We start from the raw sequence: 17,321 nt of genomic DNA, 5'->3' as shown, positions 1-17,321 counted from the left end.
GGATTGTCGTCGTTTCAAGCAAATATCGTCTGACCTTGGCACGCCGCGTTGCGCGGGTACAGATCAAGCTTCTTCCTCCAATCTCACCAAGGCAGCCCCGGCTTCGACCTGCGAACCATCCCCGACCAGCACTTCGGCAACGATCCCGTCCCGCGCCGCAAGCAGCGAATGCTCCATCTTCATCGCTTCCAAAATGGCCAGACGATCGCCTTTCTGTACGGTTTGTCCCGCTGTGGCAAAAACGGCTTTGACCAGACCGGGCATAGGCGCCTCGATCACATTGGTGTCGCCGGTCGCGCTGGTATCGCGGTCCAGCGGATCGATGACGTCAAAGCTCTGACCGTAATCGGTGAAAACCGTCAGGGTCCCGTTTTGTGCAGCAACGCGAGGCATCGGCGTGTCGTTCAACATCCAGCGCCCGGCGGTGCGGTCCGCAACGACGCGGTTTTTGCCAATCTGCCAAATCTGGCGATCCGGCCCATCGACCTGCACATCCAGATCCAGCACGTCGTCGCGACGGGACAAATGCACGGCACGATGCAGCGGCGCCCACAGCGAAAACCCGGTTTCCGGATCGACATCCACCAGATCCAATGCTGTCATCGCAGCCGCGACCGCGGTAACATCCGACGGCTCGGGTTCCTGCACCAACATTTCAAGGTCCCGCCCGATCAGCCCCGTATCGACATCGCCCGAGGCAAATCCTTCGTGACGCGTCAACGCGCCCAGAAAGGCCAGATTGGTAACGGTACCCGCAACTTCGGTCTGTTGCAGCACCCGGTTTAACGTCTCAAGTGCAACGGCACGCGTCGATCCATGCACCACCACCTTGGCGATCATCGGGTCATACCACGGGCTGATCGTGTCCCCGGCGCGAACGCCGCTATCGGCGCGACACGTGCCGGGGAAAACCAGATGAGTCAGCGTCCCCGTCGCGGGCAGGAACCCTTTCGGCACATCCTCGGCATACAGACGAGCCTCGAAGGCATGGCCAGAGATCGCAAGATCATCCTGTTTCTTGGGAAGGCTCTCGCCTGCGGCCACGCGAAGCTGCCACTCGACCAGGTCGATCCCCGTGATCGCCTCTGTCACCGGGTGCTCCACCTGAAGGCGCGTGTTCATTTCCATGAACCAGAATCTGTCGGGGCGCAGCCCGTCCGAGGCATCGACGATGAATTCGACCGTGCCCGCGCCTTTATAGCCGATCGCCTCGGCGGCCCGCACGCCGGCCTGACCCATAGCCTCGCGCATCTCAGACGTCATGCCCGGGGCGGGGGCTTCTTCGATCACCTTCTGATGGCGGCGCTGCAACGAGCAGTCCCTTTCGAACAGATGCACGGCATGAGTACCATCGCCGAACACCTGCACTTCGATATGGCGGGGTTTGGCCACGAATTTTTCGACCAGCACGGCATCATTGCCGAAGGCGGTCCGGGCCTCGCCCCGCGCGCTGTCGAGCGCGGTCGCGAAATCCTCGGGGCGTTCGACAAGGCGCATCCCCTTGCCGCCGCCGCCCGCAACGGCCTTGATCAGAACCGGATAGCCGATTGCATCCGCCGCACCTGCCAGATGCTCGGGGTCCTGATTGTCGCCGTGATAACCTGGCACGACCGGAACGCCGGCCTTCTCCATCAGAACCTTGGCCGCGTCCTTGAGGCCCATCTTGCGGATCGCATCCGCCGAGGGGCCGATGAACGTCAGCCCCGCCGCCTGCACGGCATCCACGAAATCGGGATTCTCGGACAAAAAGCCGTATCCCGGATGGATCGCCTGCGCGCCGGTGTCCAGCGCGGCCTGAATGATCAAATCACCCTTCAAATAGCTGTCCGCCGGGGCCGGGCCGCCAATATGAACCGCCTCATCCGCCATCTGAACATGTTTTGCGGCTGCATCCGCATCGGAATAAACAGCAACGCAGGACACGCCCATGCTCTGAGCCGTTTCCATCACCCGGCAGGCGATCTCACCCCGGTTGGCAATCAGAATTTTGTTGAACATGGCCTTCACCCTTCCAATGCCAGATCTTCGACGAGACGGAACCGTTCGCACACGAGTTTCATCTCGGGATCAAAGTCGCCGTTTCGTTGGAAATATCGACGATGATCTTCCCGCCATCCTTCAAGCGTTTCATTTTCACCTTCCGCCAAGGCGAATTCCTCGGTCACATCGCAGTAACGCTGGATCGAAATATCAACGGTTTCAATGACCAACGCCGGAGTGTCATCCCAGTTCAGCGCAATATCGCGGCGACCGGACTTGGGCATCTCAAGGCTGTCATCAGGATAGTTTCTGAGCGCGTCGCAGGTCGCTGTTTTACGGCCAGAACGGACCAAGGCCAGAAGCTCTGAACTCAGCACGGGGTTGTCGCCGAATTTGAAGGTTTGTGCACCGGGATAACGGGCTAATATGTCTTTCAAACTCTCGCTCATCTCACATCCTGAACACGCCGAAACGTGTCTCCTCGATCGGGGCATTCAGAGCGGCGCTGAGCGACAGGGCCAGCACATCGCGGCTCTTGCGCGGGTCAATGATGCCGTCATCCCACAGTCGGGCCGAGGCATAGAGTGGATGCGACTGTTCCTCGAACATATCCAGCGTCGGGCGTTTGAACTCGGCCTCCTCTTCGGCGGACCACGTGCCACCCTGCCGTTCTATCCCGTCGCGTTTGACGGTGGCCAGAACGCCAGCGGCCTGCTCGCCGCCCATCACAGAAATGCGCGAATTCGGCCAGGTCCACAGAAAGCGCGGCTGATAGGCACGACCGGCCATGCCGTAGTTTCCAGCACCAAACGAGCCGCCGACCAGCATCGTGATCTTGGGCACCGACGTCGTGGCCACCGCCGTCACCATCTTGGCCCCATGCCGCGCGATGCCTTCGTTCTCGTATTTGCGGCCCACCATGAAGCCGGTGATGTTTTGCAGGAACACAAGCGGGATTTTGCGTTGCGAACACAGCTCGACGAAATGGGCGCCCTTCTGCGCGGCTTCGGAAAACAGCACGCCGTTATTGGCGATGATCCCAACCGGACAGCCTTTGACATGGGCAAACCCCGTGACCAGCGTTTCGCCGAAGCGCGGTTTGAATTCGTCGAACCGAGACCCATCGACCAGACGCGCAATCACTTCACGGATGTCATAGGGCGTGCGCAGATCAGCAGGGACAACGCCCAGGATTTCCTCGGGGTCATAGGCCGGATCTTCGGGGCTGGCCCAGTCCACCGTCTGCGGCTTGCGGCGGTTGAGTGACTTAACCGCCCGACGGGCCAAGGCCAGCGCGTGCGCATCATCCTCGGCCAGATAATCGGCCACGCCGGACAGGCGCGTGTGCACATCGCCGCCGCCCAGATCTTCGGCGCTGACGACCTCTCCCGTTGCTGCCTTGACCAGCGGCGGACCGGCCAGAAAGATCGTGCCCTGTTCCTTGACGATGATCGTCACATCCGACATCGCCGGCACATAGGCGCCACCGGCCGTGCATGACCCCATGACCACGGCGATCTGAGCGATCCCCTTCGCGCTCATCCGCGCCTGATTGTAGAAAATGCGGCCAAAGTGATCGCGGTCGGGAAAGACCTCATCCTGATTGGGCAGGTTCGCGCCACCGCTGTCGACCAGATAGATACAGGGCAGATGGTTTTCCTCGGCAATCTCCTGCGCCCGCAGGTGTTTTTTGACCGTCATCGGATAGTAGGTGCCGCCTTTCACGGTGGCATCATTGCACACAACCATAACCTGCTGCCCCTGCACAAGGCCAATGCCCGCAATCACCCCAGCACAGGGCGCGGCACCGCCATACATCCCATGCGCCGCTGTTGCCCCGATTTCGAGGAACGGAGACCCCGGATCCAGCAGGTTCGCCACCCTTCGGCGGGGGAGCATCTTGCCGCGGGATTCATGCCGCGCGCGGGATTTCTCGCCGCCCCCCATGCGGGCTGCCTCGGCGGCGGCAGAGATTTGCGCCAGCGCGTCGAGATGGGCTGCGCGGTTGGCTTTGAAGCCCTCAGAGGCGGGCATAGCTTTGGATGTGAGTTTCATTTGCATACCTCTATTTTCAAAGACCGATTGGCAATTGGAAGAGCTATGAAAACCACAGCAATGCCAAACAATATTGATTTTCCTAATAGTCCAATCGGCACCCAACTTGGGAACAGTGACACGCCGTCGACGCCGAACAAGCCCATCATTCCAAAGGCGAACCAAAAAACGGTCACGAGAGTGCAAGCTATTATTGCGTGGATGAGACCAGAACCGCTCGCGACTCTGAGCTTCTCATTGCATTTTCCACATTCGACGAAAGGTATGTAGCCCTCACTGCCCTTCGCTGTATTTGCGATATTCCACGTGACAGGTGCGTCGCAACAAGGACATCGGAGCCCACTAATTCTATCGAGTACTTTCATTCCCCTACATCTTCCCCCGCCGCCCGCGCCTTCAACTCCTTGCGGATCACCTTCCCGGTCACGGTCATCGGCAGTTCCTCCAGAAATGCCACTTCGCGCGGGTACGAATAATGCGCCAGACGGTCCTTGACCCAACCCTGCAACTCGGCACCCGTGGCCTCGGCCCCCGGTTTCAACACCACGTAGGCCTTGACGATCTCGGTCCGCAGCGGGTCGGGCTTGCCGACCACGCCCACGGTGGCCACAGCCGGATGGGTCAGCAGGCAATCCTCGATCTCGGCCGGACCGATGCGGTAACCGGCCGAGGTGATCACGTCATCATCCCGACCGACAAAGCGCAGATAGTCGCCTTCCCACACGCCGCGGTCTCCGGTGATCAGCCAGTCACCCCGGAACTTCTCGGCCGTCGCTTGCGGATTGTTCCAGTATTCCAGCAGCATCGAGGCCGAACCCCGCCGGATGGCAACATCGCCTTCCTCGCTGGTCGGGATGCCATCCTCGTCGATCACCGCGACTTCATGCCCAGGCACCGGCTTTCCGATACAGCCGGGTTGAACAGGGAAATCCTCGGCGCAGGAGGATACGACCATATTGCATTCGGTCTGGCCGTAGAATTCGTTGATCGTCAGACCAAACGCACCGTGGCCCCAGGCCAGCATCTCGGCCCCCAGCGGCTCACCCCCGGACGCAACCGAGCGCAAACCCGGGATCGCCTGATCCGCCGCCTTGAGCATCCGCAGGGCGGTCGGCGGAAAGAACACATTCCGCACCCCGCCCCGCGCAATGATCTCGGCGCAGGCTTCGGGAGTGAACTTTTCAAGCCGTGCCGCGACAACCGGAATGCCCAGCGCAAGGCCCGGCATCAGCACATCGAACAACCCGCCAATCCACGCCCAATCCGCCGGGGTCCACAGGCAGTCTCCTTCGCGCAGGTGATTGTGGCTGATCGAGACACCCGGCACATGCCCGGTCAGAACCCGATGCCCGTGCAGTGCGCCTTTGGGGCTGCCGGTTGTACCAGAGGTGTAGATCAATACGGCAGGATCCTCGGGCCCTGTCGCGGCATAGGGCAGCGCAGGACCGGCCACGCCAATTTCGGATGCGATCAGAGGTTCAGACAGATCGCCCAGCAAATCCACCCCTTCAGCATCAGTCAGCACGATCTGAACGCCTGCATCGCCCGCCCGCGACCGCAGCGCATCCCGTTTGAATAACTTGAACAAGGGCACCGAAATCGCGCCGATCTTCCAGATCGCCAGATGAGCTGCCGCACACCAGGGTGACTGGCTCAGCAGCACTCCGACCCGATCACCGGGCCGGACGCGGGCCAGCAGGGCGCGGGCAATCCCATCAGCCATTTGCGCCAGTTGCCCATAGGTTGTCAGCCGCTGCCCTGATCCGGTCAGATCAATAAGCGCCACCTGATCACCCGGATGGTTCAGACATTGCTGCGCCATGTTCAGCCGGTCCGGTATGTCCCAGCCTCCTCCTGAGCGCAAACCCGGTATGCGCTCAGCGTGCAACAACGCGAATTCCCCTTGTTTTCCTGATGCTTCGCGACCTGACCTTGGGCGGACACATCACACAAACTTGATGCAGATCAGAGTGGCCGGACACCGCCTTTGCGAAACCAAGAGCATCAACATAACCAAAGGCAAGAATATGACAAAGAAACTCGCCGCTTTGACACTGTCTACCGCGCTGGTCGCCCTGGCGGCTCCGGCTTTGGCCCAGTCGCAAGGGGACTGGACGCTGGGTATCGGTGTTGGCTATCTGGATCCGAAATCCGACAACGGCACGCTGGCCGGTGCGGCAGCGACGATCGACGCGGACACCCGCCCGATTTTCACCGCCGAATACTTTATTCGCGACAACCTGGGCATTGAGCTTCTGGCGGCGACCCCGTTCAAACACACCGTGGCCCTTGGCGGTACGGACGCGGCCACGGTCAAGCACCTGCCGCCCACCCTGTCGCTGAATTATCACTTCCCGACCAACAGCGCCTGGAAACCCTATGTCGGCGCCGGTCTCAACTATACGATCTTCTTCGACGAGCAATCGCCCCTGGGCAACATCAAGGTCGATGACTCCTTCGGCGTCTCGTTGCAGGCCGGTCTGGATTACATGGTCACCGACAACGGGGCGATCCGCCTGAACGTGCGCTGGTTCGACATTGACTCGGACGTCTCGCTCAACGGCGCCCCCATCGGCACCGCGGAAATCGATCCCTGGCTGGTCGGTGTTTCCTACGTCCATCGGTTCTGATCCCGTTTCCAAAGCGCCCTGCGGTTACCTCGTCCGCAGGGTGTTTTTTCTTTCAGAGCATTTCATTCATCATTTCGCGGCCGATCAGCATCCGGCGAATCTCGCTGGTGCCTGCACCGATCTCCATCAGCTTGGCATCCCGGAAAATCCGGCTGACCGGCGCATCCGACAGGAAGCCCGCCCCGCCCAGCGCCTGAACCGCCTGATGGGCCTGAACCATCGCCTGTTCCGACGCGTAAAGGCAGCACGCTGCCGCATCCTGCCGGGTCACGTCACCGCGGTCACACGCCTTGGCGACTTCGTAAACATAGGCCCGCGCCGAGTTCATCGCGGTGTACATGTCGGCAATCTTGCCCTGCATCAACTGAAAGCTGCCGATGGGTTTGCCGAACTGCTTGCGTTCAGCCAGATAAGGCATCACTTCGTCCAGACAGGCGGCCATGATGCCGGTCCCGATGCCTGCCAGCACGACCCGTTCATAATCCAGCCCCGACATGAGCACGGCAACACCCTTGCCCTCTTCGCCCAACACGTTCTCGAACGGAACCTCTACATCTTCAAAGATCAGCTCAGCCGTGTTCGACCCGCGCATACCCAGCTTGTCGAAATGGGGCGAGGTTGAAAAACCCTTCATCTCTTTTTCGATCAGAAATGCGGTAATACCCTTTGATCCGGCATCGGGGTCCGTCTTGGCATAAACCACCAGAGTATCCGCATCCGGCCCGTTGGTGATCCAGTATTTGTTGCCGTTCAGACGGTAATGGTCGTTCCGCTTTTCGGCGCGCAGCTTCATCGACACCACATCCGACCCGGCCGAAGGTTCCGACATGGCCAGCGCCCCCACATGCTCGCCCGAGATAAGCCGCGGCAGGTACTTTTGCTTCTGTTCTTCATTGCCGTTCAGCTTGATCTGGTTTACGCACAGGTTCGAATGCGCCCCGTATGACAAAGAAACCGAAGCTGAAGCGCGCGCGACCTCTTCGACGGCGATCGTATGCGCCAGATAGGACATGCCTGCACCGCCGTACTCTTCCGGCACGGTAACACCCAGCAGACCAAGCTCTCCCATCTCTTTCCACAGCTCGTTCGGAAAGGCATTGGTGGCGTCGATCTCGGCCGCCATCGGCTTGACACGCTCCTGCGCCCAGCGATGCACCATCTCGCGCAGGGCATTCACATCCTCACCCAGATCGAATTTCATCGTGGCCATGAACATCTGCGTCTTCCCTCCGCTTTAATGAACAAGTGTTCAATAAATCTCTAGCAGCGAATCTGCGGCCGGTCAATCTTTGTGGCAGCGCGTCCGAAACAGAAAACGCCGCCCCGAAAAGGGCGGCGTTTCAAAAGATCGAGCGTGCGCCGCAGGCGCACTCCGCTTGGTCAAGACTGATAAACCGCGCTCACCTCAGCCCGGATGATCCGGGCGATCAATCGACAATCCTCCCGGGAAAACGTCAAAGGCACGCGCATATCCATAACGCCGGCCAGAACCCGGTCACTTTCAGGCATCCGCTCGCTATCGAAATATCGCCAACTGTCATAGCGCGACGTGAATCCTGTCGGTTCGGCACCGCCGAACCACTTCAGCTCAACCCCACGCGCGGCGCAACGGCTGATGACTTCGGCTATCCGTTCAGGCACCCAATCCAGCAGCAAGAACTGAATCGAAGACCCGACATAGGATTCTTCTTCGGGCCGTTCGACGATCGTCAGACCCGGCGTGCCCCGCAACCCGGCTTCGATCTCGCGATAACGTTCGTTCCACCGTTCCACCTGCCGGTCCAGATCCCGCAATTGCGGGCGCAGGATGGCGGCGCGCAAATTGTCCATCCGGCCCGAGACGTTGGGCGTGGTGTATTTGATCCGTTCGAACACGTCCGGCCCCGGCGCCGCAAGATGGCGTTCGTACAACATGTAGGACCCCGACAACATCGTAGCCTTGGCCGCCAGTTCCTCGTCATCGGTGACCAGCAAGCCCCCTTCGCCCGAATTGACATGCTTGTAGGTCTGGCAGGAATAACACCCGATCGCGCCCTGCCGTCCTGACAACTGACCGCGCCAGGCTGCACCCATCGTGTGTGCGCAATCCTCGATCACGATCACCCCGGCCGCGTCACACATCTGCATCAGCCGGTCCATATCACACAGATGCCCACGCATATGGCTGAGCATCAGAACACGCGCTTGATCTAGCTTGCCCTCTAGATCATCCAGATCGATGGTCAGCTCTTCCGTCACTCCGACAAAAATTGCCCGCCCTCCGACCGAGGCAATCGACCCCGGCACCGGCGCCAGCGTAAACGCATTGGTCAAAACCGGGTCGCCCGGCTGCACGCCAACCGCACGCAGGGCCGTGGCCAGAGCGTAACCGCCAGACGAAACCGCCAGACAGTATTTGGCCCCCATCTGCGCCGCAAATTCCTGCTCCAGCAGGGCCGTTTCCCCCAACTCTCCGGGGACGACATTGTAACGATGCAGACGTCCATGGCGCAGAACGGCCAGTGCCGCTTCGATTGCTTCTTCCAGAAGGGGTTCCTGCTGCGTAAAGCTGCCAGAGAATACGTCGGTCATGGTCTTGTTCTGAGGCTCCGAAAGGGTCCGGTCAAGGTTTCAGGCTGCCGCACCGATCAGATCAGGCACGAGGCCGGGCAAGTCATCAAAATGATGCAGAAGGGCTTCGGGTTCCAGCGCCGCCATGTCATCCCCCGATGGCCCGAAGGTAACCAGCACCGAAGGAACGCCCGCCGCCCTGGCGGTGTTGCGGTCAGTATCCGAGTCTCCGACCAGCACGCACAAGTCCGGATCGCCCCCGGCACGGCGCGCGGCTTCACGCAACGGCGCCGGGTCCGGTTTGCGGACCGGCAGCGTATCTGCCCCGACCAAAGATGCAAAACGGTCCCGCACCCCCATGCGTGTCAGCAACAATTCGGCCAAATGTTCCGGTTTGTTCGTGCAAATGCCCACACCGTAACCCGCGTCACTCAGCATCTCGACCGCCTGTAGTGCGCCGGGATAGAAACTGGTGTGGGTGTCGATGTCCTGCGCGTAGGCCTCAAGAAGAACCGGGTAATAGGCCTGCACCGTATCTTCGTCATAGGCCCCGACTCGTTTCAGCCCGTGGGTCAGCATCATGCGTCCACCTCGCAGCGCCACACCGGAATCCGGCCCGTGGACCAGTACATCCCCGTGCCCCATCTTGCGGAAACAATGGTTCGCGGCCGCCAGCAAATCGCCGGATGTATCCGCCAAAGTGCCGTCCAGATCGAAGATGACGGTGCGCATTTCGCCCCCTTGCTCGGCAGGTTTTCGCCGTGTCCTGTTTCAATCGGCAATCTTGTTTGATGGCCGAACGGCTTGCGCCTTTGACCTCAGCGGATAAAACGGACCGCAACAAAACACAAAGAGAAAACGAATTCATGACCACTGCCCTTGTCATCCTTGCCGCCGGAAAAGGCACCAGGATGAATTCGGACCTTCCCAAAGTTCTGCATCCCATCGCTCAGGTTCCGATGCTGATCCATGCGATGCGCGCCGGATCTGTCCTGTCGCCCGAACATACCGTGATCGTCACCGGCCACGGGTCCGAAGCTGTGGCAAAGGTTGCACGGGCCGAGGATGAAGGGGCGCAGATCGCCGTGCAGGAAGACCAGTTGGGTACGGCCCATGCGGTCGCCCAGGCCCGAAGCGCATTGAGCGGGTTCGAAGGTGATGTGGTTGTTCTTTACGGCGACACCCCGTTCCTGCAGCCCGACACGCTGGAAAGGATGATCGAGGCACGGTCCGGGAATGACCTTGTTATTCTTGGCTTTGAAGCAGCCGATCCTGCCCGTTATGGCCGGCTGGTCATGAATGGCGACGTGCTGGAACGCATTGTCGAATTCAAGGATGCGTCGGATGAAGAACGATCCATAACATTTTGCAACTCAGGGCTTTTGGCCTGCAATGCGCAGCTGCTGTTTTCGCTGATCGACGAGGTCGGAAACGACAACGCTTCGGGCGAATACTATTTGACCGACGTGGTTGAAATTGCGCGCCGCCGTGGGCTGAACGTGACCGCAGTCGCGTGCGACGAAGCGCAGACGCTGGGCGTGAACTCTCGCGCTGATCTGGCGGCCGCCGATGCCGTATTTCAGACGCGCGCCCGTGCCGAGCTGCTTGACCTGGGTGTCACCTTGATGGCGCCTGACACGGTGTATCTGGCCGCGGATACGGTGGTCGGGCGCGATACGGTGATCGAGCCAAATGTGGTGTTCGGACCGGGCGTCACGGTCGAAAGCGGCGCAACGATCCGCGCCTTTTCGCATCTTGAGGGCTGCCATGTCAGCCGGGGCGCTGTCGTCGGCCCCTACGCGCGCCTGCGCCCTGGTGCCGAACTGGCCGAAAACACGCGGGTCGGCAATTTTGTCGAGATCAAGAATGCCGAAATCGCCGAAGGCGCGAAGGTCAATCACCTCAGCTATATCGGGGACGCTTCGGTTGGCGCTGCGACCAACATCGGCGCGGGGACAATCACCTGCAACTATGACGGCGTGATGAAGCACAAGACCACGATTGGGGAGAATGTCTTTGTCGGCTCGAACACCATGCTGGTGGCGCCGGTCACTGTAGGCGACGGCGCGATGACCGCGACGGGCACTGTCGTGACCAGGGATGTAGACCCCGAGGCATTGGCCGTTGCCCGTGCGAAGCAGGAAAACAAGCCCGGATATGCGCGAAAACTGTTTGATATGTTGAAGGCGAAAAAGGCTCGCCGCGATAAAAAGGCCTGAGATATGTGTGGAATAGTAGGTGTTTTGGGGCAGCACGAGGCCGCCCCTATTCTGGTAGAAGCCCTGAAACGGCTGGAATATCGCGGCTATGACAGCGCCGGGATTGCAACCGTCAACGACGGCGCATTGGGCCGGCGGCGCGCGGTTGGCAAGCTGGTCAACCTCAGCGACCTATTGGTGCATGATCCTCTTCCCGGAAAATCCGGCATAGGCCATACCCGTTGGGCCACGCATGGCGCCCCGTCGGTCAACAACGCACATCCGCACCAGGCGGGTCCGGTGGCCGTCGTTCATAACGGCATCGTCGAAAACTATCGCGACCTGAGGGCCGAACTGGCCGAACATGGTGTTGATTTCCAAACCGAAACCGACACGGAAACGGTCGCCCTCATGACGGAACACCACCTGAATTCGGGCCTGTCCCCGGTTGAGGCCGCGTTCAAGACGATCGACCAGTTGGAAGGCGCCTTTGCGCTGGCCTTTCTGTTCGACGGTGAGGACGACCTGATCGTGGCGGCCCGCAAGGGATCACCACTGGCCATCGGACATGGGGATGGCGAGATGTATGTGGGCTCTGACGCCATCGCCCTGGCGCCTCTGACCAATCAGATCACGTATCTGGAAGAAGGCGACCGCGCGGTTCTGACCCGAACGTCGCTTGAAATCCGCAACGAAGCCGGTGAGCTGGCCAACCGGGAAAAGCGCAAGATCAAGCTGGATCATGCGCGCGCGGACAAGGGCGAGCACAAGCATTTCATGGCCAAGGAAATCGCCGAACAGCCCATCGTTGTGGCCGAAGCGATCCGGTCCTACCTGCCCACGGGCGGTGACCGCGTGGCACTGCCCGATACCGATCTGGATTTCAGCAAGCTGGACCGTCTGACCATGGTGGCCTGCGGCACCGCGTTTTACGCTTGCCTGACCGCGAAATACTGGTTCGAACAACTGGCCAAGATGCCGGTCGAGGTCGATATAGCCAGCGAGTTCCGCTATCGCGAACCTCCGATCACGGATCGAACACTGGCGCTTTTCGTCAGCCAGTCGGGCGAAACCGCCGACACGCTGGCCGCGTTGCGGTACTGTGAGGGCAAGGCAGACAAGATCGTTTCGGTCGTCAACGTGCCCGAAAGCTCGATTGCACGGGAAAGCGATATCGCCTTGCCGATCCATGCCGGTGTCGAAATCGGCGTGGCTTCGACCAAAGCCTTCACCTGTCAGCTGAGCGTGCTGCTGATGCTGGCGCTCAAGGCCGCAGCAGACCGGGGCACGATGACGGATGAGGACATCGCCGATCATGCCGCCGCGCTGCGCGGGTTGCCGACCGTGCTGAACGCCGCGCTCGATCAGAACCGGGCGATCCGCAAAGCCGCCCAACGCCTGTCCGAGGCGCGCGATGTCCTGTTTCTGGGCCGTGGCCTGATGTACCCGCTGGCAATGGAAGGCGCGCTGAAACTGAAGGAAATCAGCTATATCCACGCCGAAGGTTATGCGTCAGGAGAGTTGAAACACGGCCCCATTGCCCTGATCGACAAACATATGCCCGTGGTTGTCATGGCACCCCGTGACACCGTGTTCGACAAGACCGTGTCGAACATGCAGGAAGTGATGGCGCGCAAGGGCAAGGTGATCCTGGTCTCTGATGATGACGGCATTGACGAGGCCGGCGACGGAGTCTGGAGCACCATCCGCATGCCGCATGTTCACACCAGTCTTGCACCGATCCTGTATTCGGTTCCCGCGCAATTGCTGGCCTATCACACGGCGGTTGCCAAGGGCACCGATGTGGATCAGCCGCGCAATCTGGCCAAGTCGGTCACGGTGGAGTGAATTATGGCCAAGCAGTTCCCGCAGCTTGAGGAAGCGCATCAAAAGTTCATCGAAGATCAGCATATGTTCTTCGTCGGCACCGCCGGGGCCGAAGGTCGTGTCAATATTTCCCCCAAGGGAATGGATTCGCTGCGGATATTGGGGCCGAACCGCATCGTCTGGATGAACCTGACCGGCAGTGGCAATGAAACGGCGGGGCATCTTTTGCAGGTCAACAGGATGACGCTGATGTGGTGTTCCTTCACCACGCGCCCGATGATCCTGCGCACCTACGGCACGGCACGTTGCCTGCATGTCGGGGATGATGGATGGGACGACTTTGCCGGCCTGTTCCCAAATCACCGAAGCGCACGGCAGATCTATGACCAGACGATCGACATGGTGCAGACCTCTTGCGGCTATGCCGTGCCTTTCATGGAATTCCAATCCGACCGCGATACGATGCAGAAATGGGTGGATGGAAAATCAGACGAGGACATCCGCTCGTATTGGGTGGAAAGGAACAGCCATACGATTGATGGAAAGCCAACCGGCGTACCGATGTGAGCCCGATGCTGAGTGGATATCTAGATCAGATCAAAGCGCATGGTGACCCCGAGCGCGCGACCCAGATGGCCAGCTACCACAAGGCGGATCGCATATATCTGGGCGTCGCGAACCCGGTTCTCAACGACCTGACCAAGGCGTGGCGGAAAGAATTGGACGTACCGGCGCGGGTCGCATTGGCGGACGGGCTATGGCAAAGCAACATCCACGAAGGGCGGCTTGCTGCATCCAAGCTTTTGACTCAGGCACGCATCCGACCGGATGGGGCCGTTTGGAATTTGCTTCAAAGCTGGCTGCCGGATTTCGATGCCTGGGCCGTTGCGGACCATGCGTGCATGGCGATGCAAAAACGGCTTTCAGCAGATCCCGAACGGTTGGACGAGGTTGAACTGTGGACCCGGTCCGATCACATGTGGACCCGGCGCGCGGCCTTGGTCGCAACCCTGCCCTGGACCAAACAGAACCACCCCAAGCCTGACGATCTGCACCGCCGTGACCGCATCCTTGGCTGGGCTGCGGGATATGTTTCGGACCGCAACTGGTTCATCCAGAAATCCATAGCCTGGTGGCTGCGCGAACTGTCCAAACATGACCCAGAACGCGTGATCGCCTTTCTGAACCAGAACGGTGATGCCATGAAGCCGTTTGCCCGCCGTGAAGCAGGCAAATACCTGAAAAATCAGTCCACATAGACCTCAAGCTCGACAAGTTCGTCGAAGGGCACCAACAGGGCCCTCATGGCGTCCAGTGACAAGCGGCTGCCGCTGCTGTCCGGACCGGGAACCGGGACCAACGTAATATAGGCCTGCGCCCCGGTTCGTGGCACGACGACACGTGCCGTAACTTCGCTGTCCACCAGCGGTGTCTGCATCCAACGCCCCGGAGTGGTCGGATCCCCAAGCCCGGCGATGGTGGTTTTCGCCCCAACCCAGTTCGGGCGCGCGGAAACCGGTTCGGGCTGCAACACCTCTTCGGCAACTGCGGTGCCGGCTTCCGTGTCAGGCACCGTTTGGGCGGGCGCGTCGCCCCCGCCGAACACTCGGTCAGTCGTTGACTGCACGGCATCGCATCCGGCCGTCATTACGCATGTCAAAACAAGTATTTTCTTCATGCCGGAAACCTACAACCCTGCGCCCAGCTGTTCCAGCGCAAAGCACAGTTCGCCCTTGTCGCGAGCATGTTCCAGCTTTACCTATAATGGCATGACAGCTCCGCTAATCGACCCGTTTGCCCGCGCCATCACGTATCTCCGCGTCTCCGTCACGGACCGCTGCGACTTCCGCTGCGTGTATTGCATGTCCGAGAACATGACCTTTCTGCCCAAGAAAGACCTGCTGACTTTGGAGGAACTGGACCGGATGTGTTCGACCTTCGTCAGAATGGGGGTCGAAAAGCTGCGCATTACGGGTGGTGAGCCTTTGGTGCGTCGCAACATCATGACGTTCTTCAATTCGATGACACGTCATCTGGACAGCGGTGCATTGAAGGAGTTGACGCTGACAACCAACGGATCGCAACTGCACCGATTTTCCGATGATCTGTATGCGGCCGGTGTGCGTCGGGTGAATGTCTCGCTGGACACTCTGGATGATGACAAGTTCGCCAAGGTGACGCGCTGGGGTCGCCTGAAACAGGTTTTAAACGGAATCGACGCCGCGCAAAAAGCTGGCCTGCGGATCAAGATAAACGCCGTTGCCCTGAAAGGGTTCAACGAGCCCGAACTTCCCAAAATCACGGAATGGTGTGCCCAGCGGGATATGGATCTGACCTGGATCGAAGTCATGCCCATGGGTGATATTGGCAACGAAGACCGCCTGGATCAATACTGGTCGCTCAAGGACGTCCGGAAAGAATACGAAAACCACTATTCGGTCACCGATCTGGCCGAACGCAGCGGTGGCCCGGCCCGTTACGTGCGGCTCGAGGAAACCGGCCAAAAAATTGGCTTCATAACGCCGCTGTCGCACAATTTCTGTGAAAGCTGCAACAGGGTTCGCCTGACTTGCACGGGCGAGCTTTACATGTGCCTGGGTCAGGAAGACATGGCCGACCTGCGCGGCGCCCTGCGCGATCATCCCGATACCGAACAGCCACTTGAAGACGCAATCCGATCTGCGATCAATCTCAAACCCAAAGGGCATGACTTCGACTATTCCCGCCAAGCCGTCGATGGCCGGATGAGCCGTCACATGAGCCATACAGGCGGCTGATATGCCGGATCATGACGGCCGCCCCACGGCGTTGTACCATGTGTACTGCGCCCTAACGTCTCTGGCCGCGCCTCTGATATGGCGGGTCGTTCGGAACAAGCTGCGTGCAGCAAACGTACCTGATAAGCGGCAACAAGAACGCCTTGGCCATGCCAGCCTGCCCAGACCAAATGGGCGTTTGATCTGGTTCCACGCCGCCAGCGTCGGTGAAAGCCTTTCGGTCCTCAGCCTGATCAGACGGCTGGCAGGCCGCCTGCCCGAGGCCGAGTTTCTGATCACCTCCGGCACCCCGACTTCAGCGGCTCTGATCGAAAAACGCCTGCCGCCCCGTACACGGCATCAATTCCCGCCGCTTGACACGGCAGGCCCGGTCCGGCGCTTTCTGAACCATTGGCAACCAGAGGGCGGGGTTTTCGTCGAAAGTGAGATTTGGCCGCGTTTGATCGTCGAAAGCGCCAGACACGCCGTTCCGCTGGCCCTTCTGAATGCACGACTGTCGGACAAGTCCGTTGCCGGTTGGAAAAAACGCCCCAGAACAGCGCGGTTCGTATTGAACAAGTTCAACCTGTTCCTGACGCAAAACGACAAAACCGCAGCCAACCTGACAGCCATGGGTGCCCCTGCCGGCCGCGTCCGGCCCGGCACCAATCTCAAGGCCATGTCAGACCCTCTTCCCATAGACCACGGCACGCTGGATGACATCGGTTCTCGGATTTCTGGCAGACCTGTGTGGATCGCCAGTTCAACCCATGCCGGTGAAGAGGAAATCGTTCTGGCCGCGCATCAATCACTTCTGGAACGCTGGCCCGATCTGCTGCTGCTGCTGATCCCCCGCCACCCAGAGCGCCGTTGCGATATCGCAAAACTACTGGACGCCTCCGATCTTAGCGCCGCGTTCCGATCAGAAAGTTCCCCGATCGAAACCGAAACCCAGGTATATGTCGCCGATACATTGGGCGAGACCGGCACATGGTACGCTCTGTCTCCCATCGTGTTCCTGGGCGGTTCCCTGAAAAACATCGGCGGCCACAACCCTTTCGAACCCGCCCAGGCCGGAGCCGCCGTGATAACCGGCCCCGGATACTTCAATTTTGCTGAAACTTTCGCGCCGTTGATCAAAGCCGGTGGCGCCATCGAGGTTCGAACCGAAACAGATCTCTCTGCGGCGGTCGACCTTTGGCTTTCAGACGATCAAGCCCTGACCCGGGCCCGCAGCGCCGCCCAATCCTGCGTCCAGACGCAAAGCAACGCACTGGACTCCGTCGTGGAAACGCTTTGCTGTTCGCTCAACCTGACGTGATCAG

At 60.0% G+C, this 17,321-nt stretch carries 15 protein-coding genes; 7 read left to right on the top strand and 8 right to left on the bottom strand.

Features of this window, described 5'->3' with window-relative positions; genetic code table 11:
• Positions 1-63: 63 nt before the first annotated feature.
• The 4 genes from I9184_RS02295 to I9184_RS02280 form a co-directional block, all read right to left on the bottom strand.
• The gene (locus I9184_RS02295) at positions 64-1,998 is read right to left on the bottom strand and encodes an acetyl/propionyl/methylcrotonyl-CoA carboxylase subunit alpha (protein ID WP_209832587.1); all 1,935 of its coding nucleotides are present in this window, start codon (positions 1,996-1,998) and stop codon (positions 64-66) included.
• A 5-nt stretch (positions 1,999-2,003) separates the two neighbouring features.
• On the bottom strand, positions 2,004-2,429 hold the full coding sequence (locus tag I9184_RS02290) for an ASCH domain-containing protein (RefSeq protein ID WP_209832585.1): 426 nt from the start codon (positions 2,427-2,429) through the stop codon (positions 2,004-2,006).
• A 1-nt stretch (position 2,430) separates the two neighbouring features.
• Positions 2,431-4,035, bottom strand: coding sequence for a carboxyl transferase domain-containing protein (locus tag I9184_RS02285; RefSeq protein WP_171722952.1), 1,605 nt, complete (start codon positions 4,033-4,035; stop codon positions 2,431-2,433).
• 361 nt (positions 4,036-4,396) lie between these two features.
• Complete coding sequence (locus I9184_RS02280; RefSeq protein WP_245217961.1) at positions 4,397-5,857, bottom strand: AMP-binding protein; 1,461 nt, start codon at positions 5,855-5,857, stop codon at positions 4,397-4,399.
• Between the two features lie 205 nt (positions 5,858-6,062).
• On the opposite strand from I9184_RS02280, the gene I9184_RS02275 reads away from it, so the two are divergent.
• Positions 6,063-6,665 carry an OmpW family outer membrane protein gene (locus I9184_RS02275; RefSeq protein WP_171227945.1) on the top strand — a complete coding sequence of 201 codons (603 nt, stop codon included), beginning with the start codon at positions 6,063-6,065 and terminating at the stop codon, positions 6,663-6,665.
• A gap of 52 nt (positions 6,666-6,717) precedes the next feature.
• Here the strand turns inward: I9184_RS02275 and I9184_RS02270 are convergent, their stop codons facing one another.
• The 3 genes from I9184_RS02270 to I9184_RS02260 form a co-directional block, all read right to left on the bottom strand.
• Positions 6,718-7,881, bottom strand: a complete 1,164-nt coding sequence (locus I9184_RS02270; RefSeq protein WP_171115013.1) for an isovaleryl-CoA dehydrogenase — start codon at positions 7,879-7,881, stop codon at positions 6,718-6,720.
• Positions 7,882-8,045: 164 nt separating this feature from the next.
• The gene (locus I9184_RS02265) at positions 8,046-9,236 is read right to left on the bottom strand and encodes an aminotransferase class I/II-fold pyridoxal phosphate-dependent enzyme (RefSeq protein WP_209832582.1); all 1,191 of its coding nucleotides are present in this window, start codon (positions 9,234-9,236) and stop codon (positions 8,046-8,048) included.
• Between the two features lie 39 nt (positions 9,237-9,275).
• Positions 9,276-9,947, bottom strand: a complete 672-nt coding sequence (locus I9184_RS02260; protein WP_209832581.1) for an HAD-IA family hydrolase — start codon at positions 9,945-9,947, stop codon at positions 9,276-9,278.
• Between the two features lie 134 nt (positions 9,948-10,081).
• Here I9184_RS02260 and glmU point away from each other — a divergent pair, with 134 nt between their 5' ends.
• From glmU to I9184_RS02240, 4 genes are read left to right on the top strand one after another with little or no spacing between them, the layout of a single operon-like run.
• A complete protein-coding gene (gene glmU / locus I9184_RS02255) occupies positions 10,082-11,434 on the top strand; it encodes a bifunctional UDP-N-acetylglucosamine diphosphorylase/glucosamine-1-phosphate N-acetyltransferase GlmU (protein WP_209832579.1) in 1,353 nt (450 codons plus the stop codon).
• Between the two features lie 3 nt (positions 11,435-11,437).
• Positions 11,438-13,261 (top strand): glutamine--fructose-6-phosphate transaminase (isomerizing), encoded by a 1,824-nt coding sequence (gene glmS / locus I9184_RS02250; protein WP_209832577.1) that lies wholly within the window; start codon positions 11,438-11,440, stop codon positions 13,259-13,261.
• Between the two features lie 3 nt (positions 13,262-13,264).
• Positions 13,265-13,807, top strand: a complete 543-nt coding sequence (locus tag I9184_RS02245) for a pyridoxamine 5'-phosphate oxidase family protein (protein WP_171631107.1) — start codon at positions 13,265-13,267, stop codon at positions 13,805-13,807.
• 5 nt (positions 13,808-13,812) lie between these two features.
• Entirely contained in the window at positions 13,813-14,499 is a 687-nt protein-coding gene (locus tag I9184_RS02240; protein WP_171631105.1) for a DNA alkylation repair protein, read from the top strand.
• On the opposite strand, the gene I9184_RS02235 is transcribed toward I9184_RS02240, so the two are convergent.
• A complete protein-coding gene (locus I9184_RS02235) occupies positions 14,487-14,918 on the bottom strand; it encodes a hypothetical protein (protein WP_171631103.1) in 432 nt (143 codons plus the stop codon). The two genes, I9184_RS02240 and I9184_RS02235, sit on opposite strands and share 13 nt — an antisense overlap.
• 91 nt (positions 14,919-15,009) lie before the next feature.
• Between I9184_RS02235 and moaA the strand changes: the two genes are divergently transcribed.
• Complete coding sequence (moaA, locus tag I9184_RS02230) at positions 15,010-16,017, top strand: GTP 3',8-cyclase MoaA (RefSeq protein ID WP_171631101.1); 1,008 nt, start codon at positions 15,010-15,012, stop codon at positions 16,015-16,017.
• Position 16,018: 1 nt separating this feature from the next.
• Entirely contained in the window at positions 16,019-17,317 is a 1,299-nt protein-coding gene (locus I9184_RS02225; RefSeq protein WP_209832575.1) for a 3-deoxy-D-manno-octulosonic acid transferase, read from the top strand.
• Positions 17,318-17,321 lie beyond the last annotated feature (4 nt).

This window comes from Ruegeria sp. HKCCE3926 (genome assembly GCF_017872515.1).
Lineage (GTDB): Bacteria > Pseudomonadota > Alphaproteobacteria > Rhodobacterales > Rhodobacteraceae > Ruegeria.
This window is presented reverse-complemented; position numbering and strand designations above follow the sequence as displayed.

What these genes read in the sequence shown, in the direction of transcription:
- I9184_RS02295 (WP_209832587.1), bottom strand. Translation starts at nt 1,998, where the DNA reads ATGTTCAACAAAATTCTGATTGCCAACCGGGGTGAGATCGCCTGCCGG.
- I9184_RS02235 (WP_171631103.1), bottom strand. Translation starts at nt 14,918, where the DNA reads ATGAAGAAAATACTTGTTTTGACATGCGTAATGACGGCCGGATGCGAT.
- I9184_RS02285 (WP_171722952.1), bottom strand. Translation starts at nt 4,035, where the DNA reads ATGAAACTCACATCCAAAGCTATGCCCGCCTCTGAGGGCTTCAAAGCC.
- I9184_RS02280 (WP_245217961.1), bottom strand. Translation starts at nt 5,857, where the DNA reads ATGGCGCAGCAATGTCTGAACCATCCGGGTGATCAGGTGGCGCTTATT.
- I9184_RS02245 (WP_171631107.1), top strand. Translation starts at nt 13,265, where the DNA reads ATGGCCAAGCAGTTCCCGCAGCTTGAGGAAGCGCATCAAAAGTTCATC.
- moaA (WP_171631101.1), top strand. Translation starts at nt 15,010, where the DNA reads ATGACAGCTCCGCTAATCGACCCGTTTGCCCGCGCCATCACGTATCTC.
- I9184_RS02290 (WP_209832585.1), bottom strand. Translation starts at nt 2,429, where the DNA reads ATGAGCGAGAGTTTGAAAGACATATTAGCCCGTTATCCCGGTGCACAA.
- I9184_RS02260 (WP_209832581.1), bottom strand. Translation starts at nt 9,947, where the DNA reads ATGCGCACCGTCATCTTCGATCTGGACGGCACTTTGGCGGATACATCC.
- I9184_RS02240 (WP_171631105.1), top strand. Translation starts at nt 13,813, where the DNA reads ATGCTGAGTGGATATCTAGATCAGATCAAAGCGCATGGTGACCCCGAG.
- I9184_RS02275 (WP_171227945.1), top strand. Translation starts at nt 6,063, where the DNA reads ATGACAAAGAAACTCGCCGCTTTGACACTGTCTACCGCGCTGGTCGCC.
- glmU (WP_209832579.1), top strand. Translation starts at nt 10,082, where the DNA reads ATGACCACTGCCCTTGTCATCCTTGCCGCCGGAAAAGGCACCAGGATG.
- glmS (WP_209832577.1), top strand. Translation starts at nt 11,438, where the DNA reads ATGTGTGGAATAGTAGGTGTTTTGGGGCAGCACGAGGCCGCCCCTATT.
- I9184_RS02225 (WP_209832575.1), top strand. Translation starts at nt 16,019, where the DNA reads ATGCCGGATCATGACGGCCGCCCCACGGCGTTGTACCATGTGTACTGC.
- I9184_RS02270 (WP_171115013.1), bottom strand. Translation starts at nt 7,881, where the DNA reads ATGTTCATGGCCACGATGAAATTCGATCTGGGTGAGGATGTGAATGCC.
- I9184_RS02265 (WP_209832582.1), bottom strand. Translation starts at nt 9,236, where the DNA reads ATGACCGACGTATTCTCTGGCAGCTTTACGCAGCAGGAACCCCTTCTG.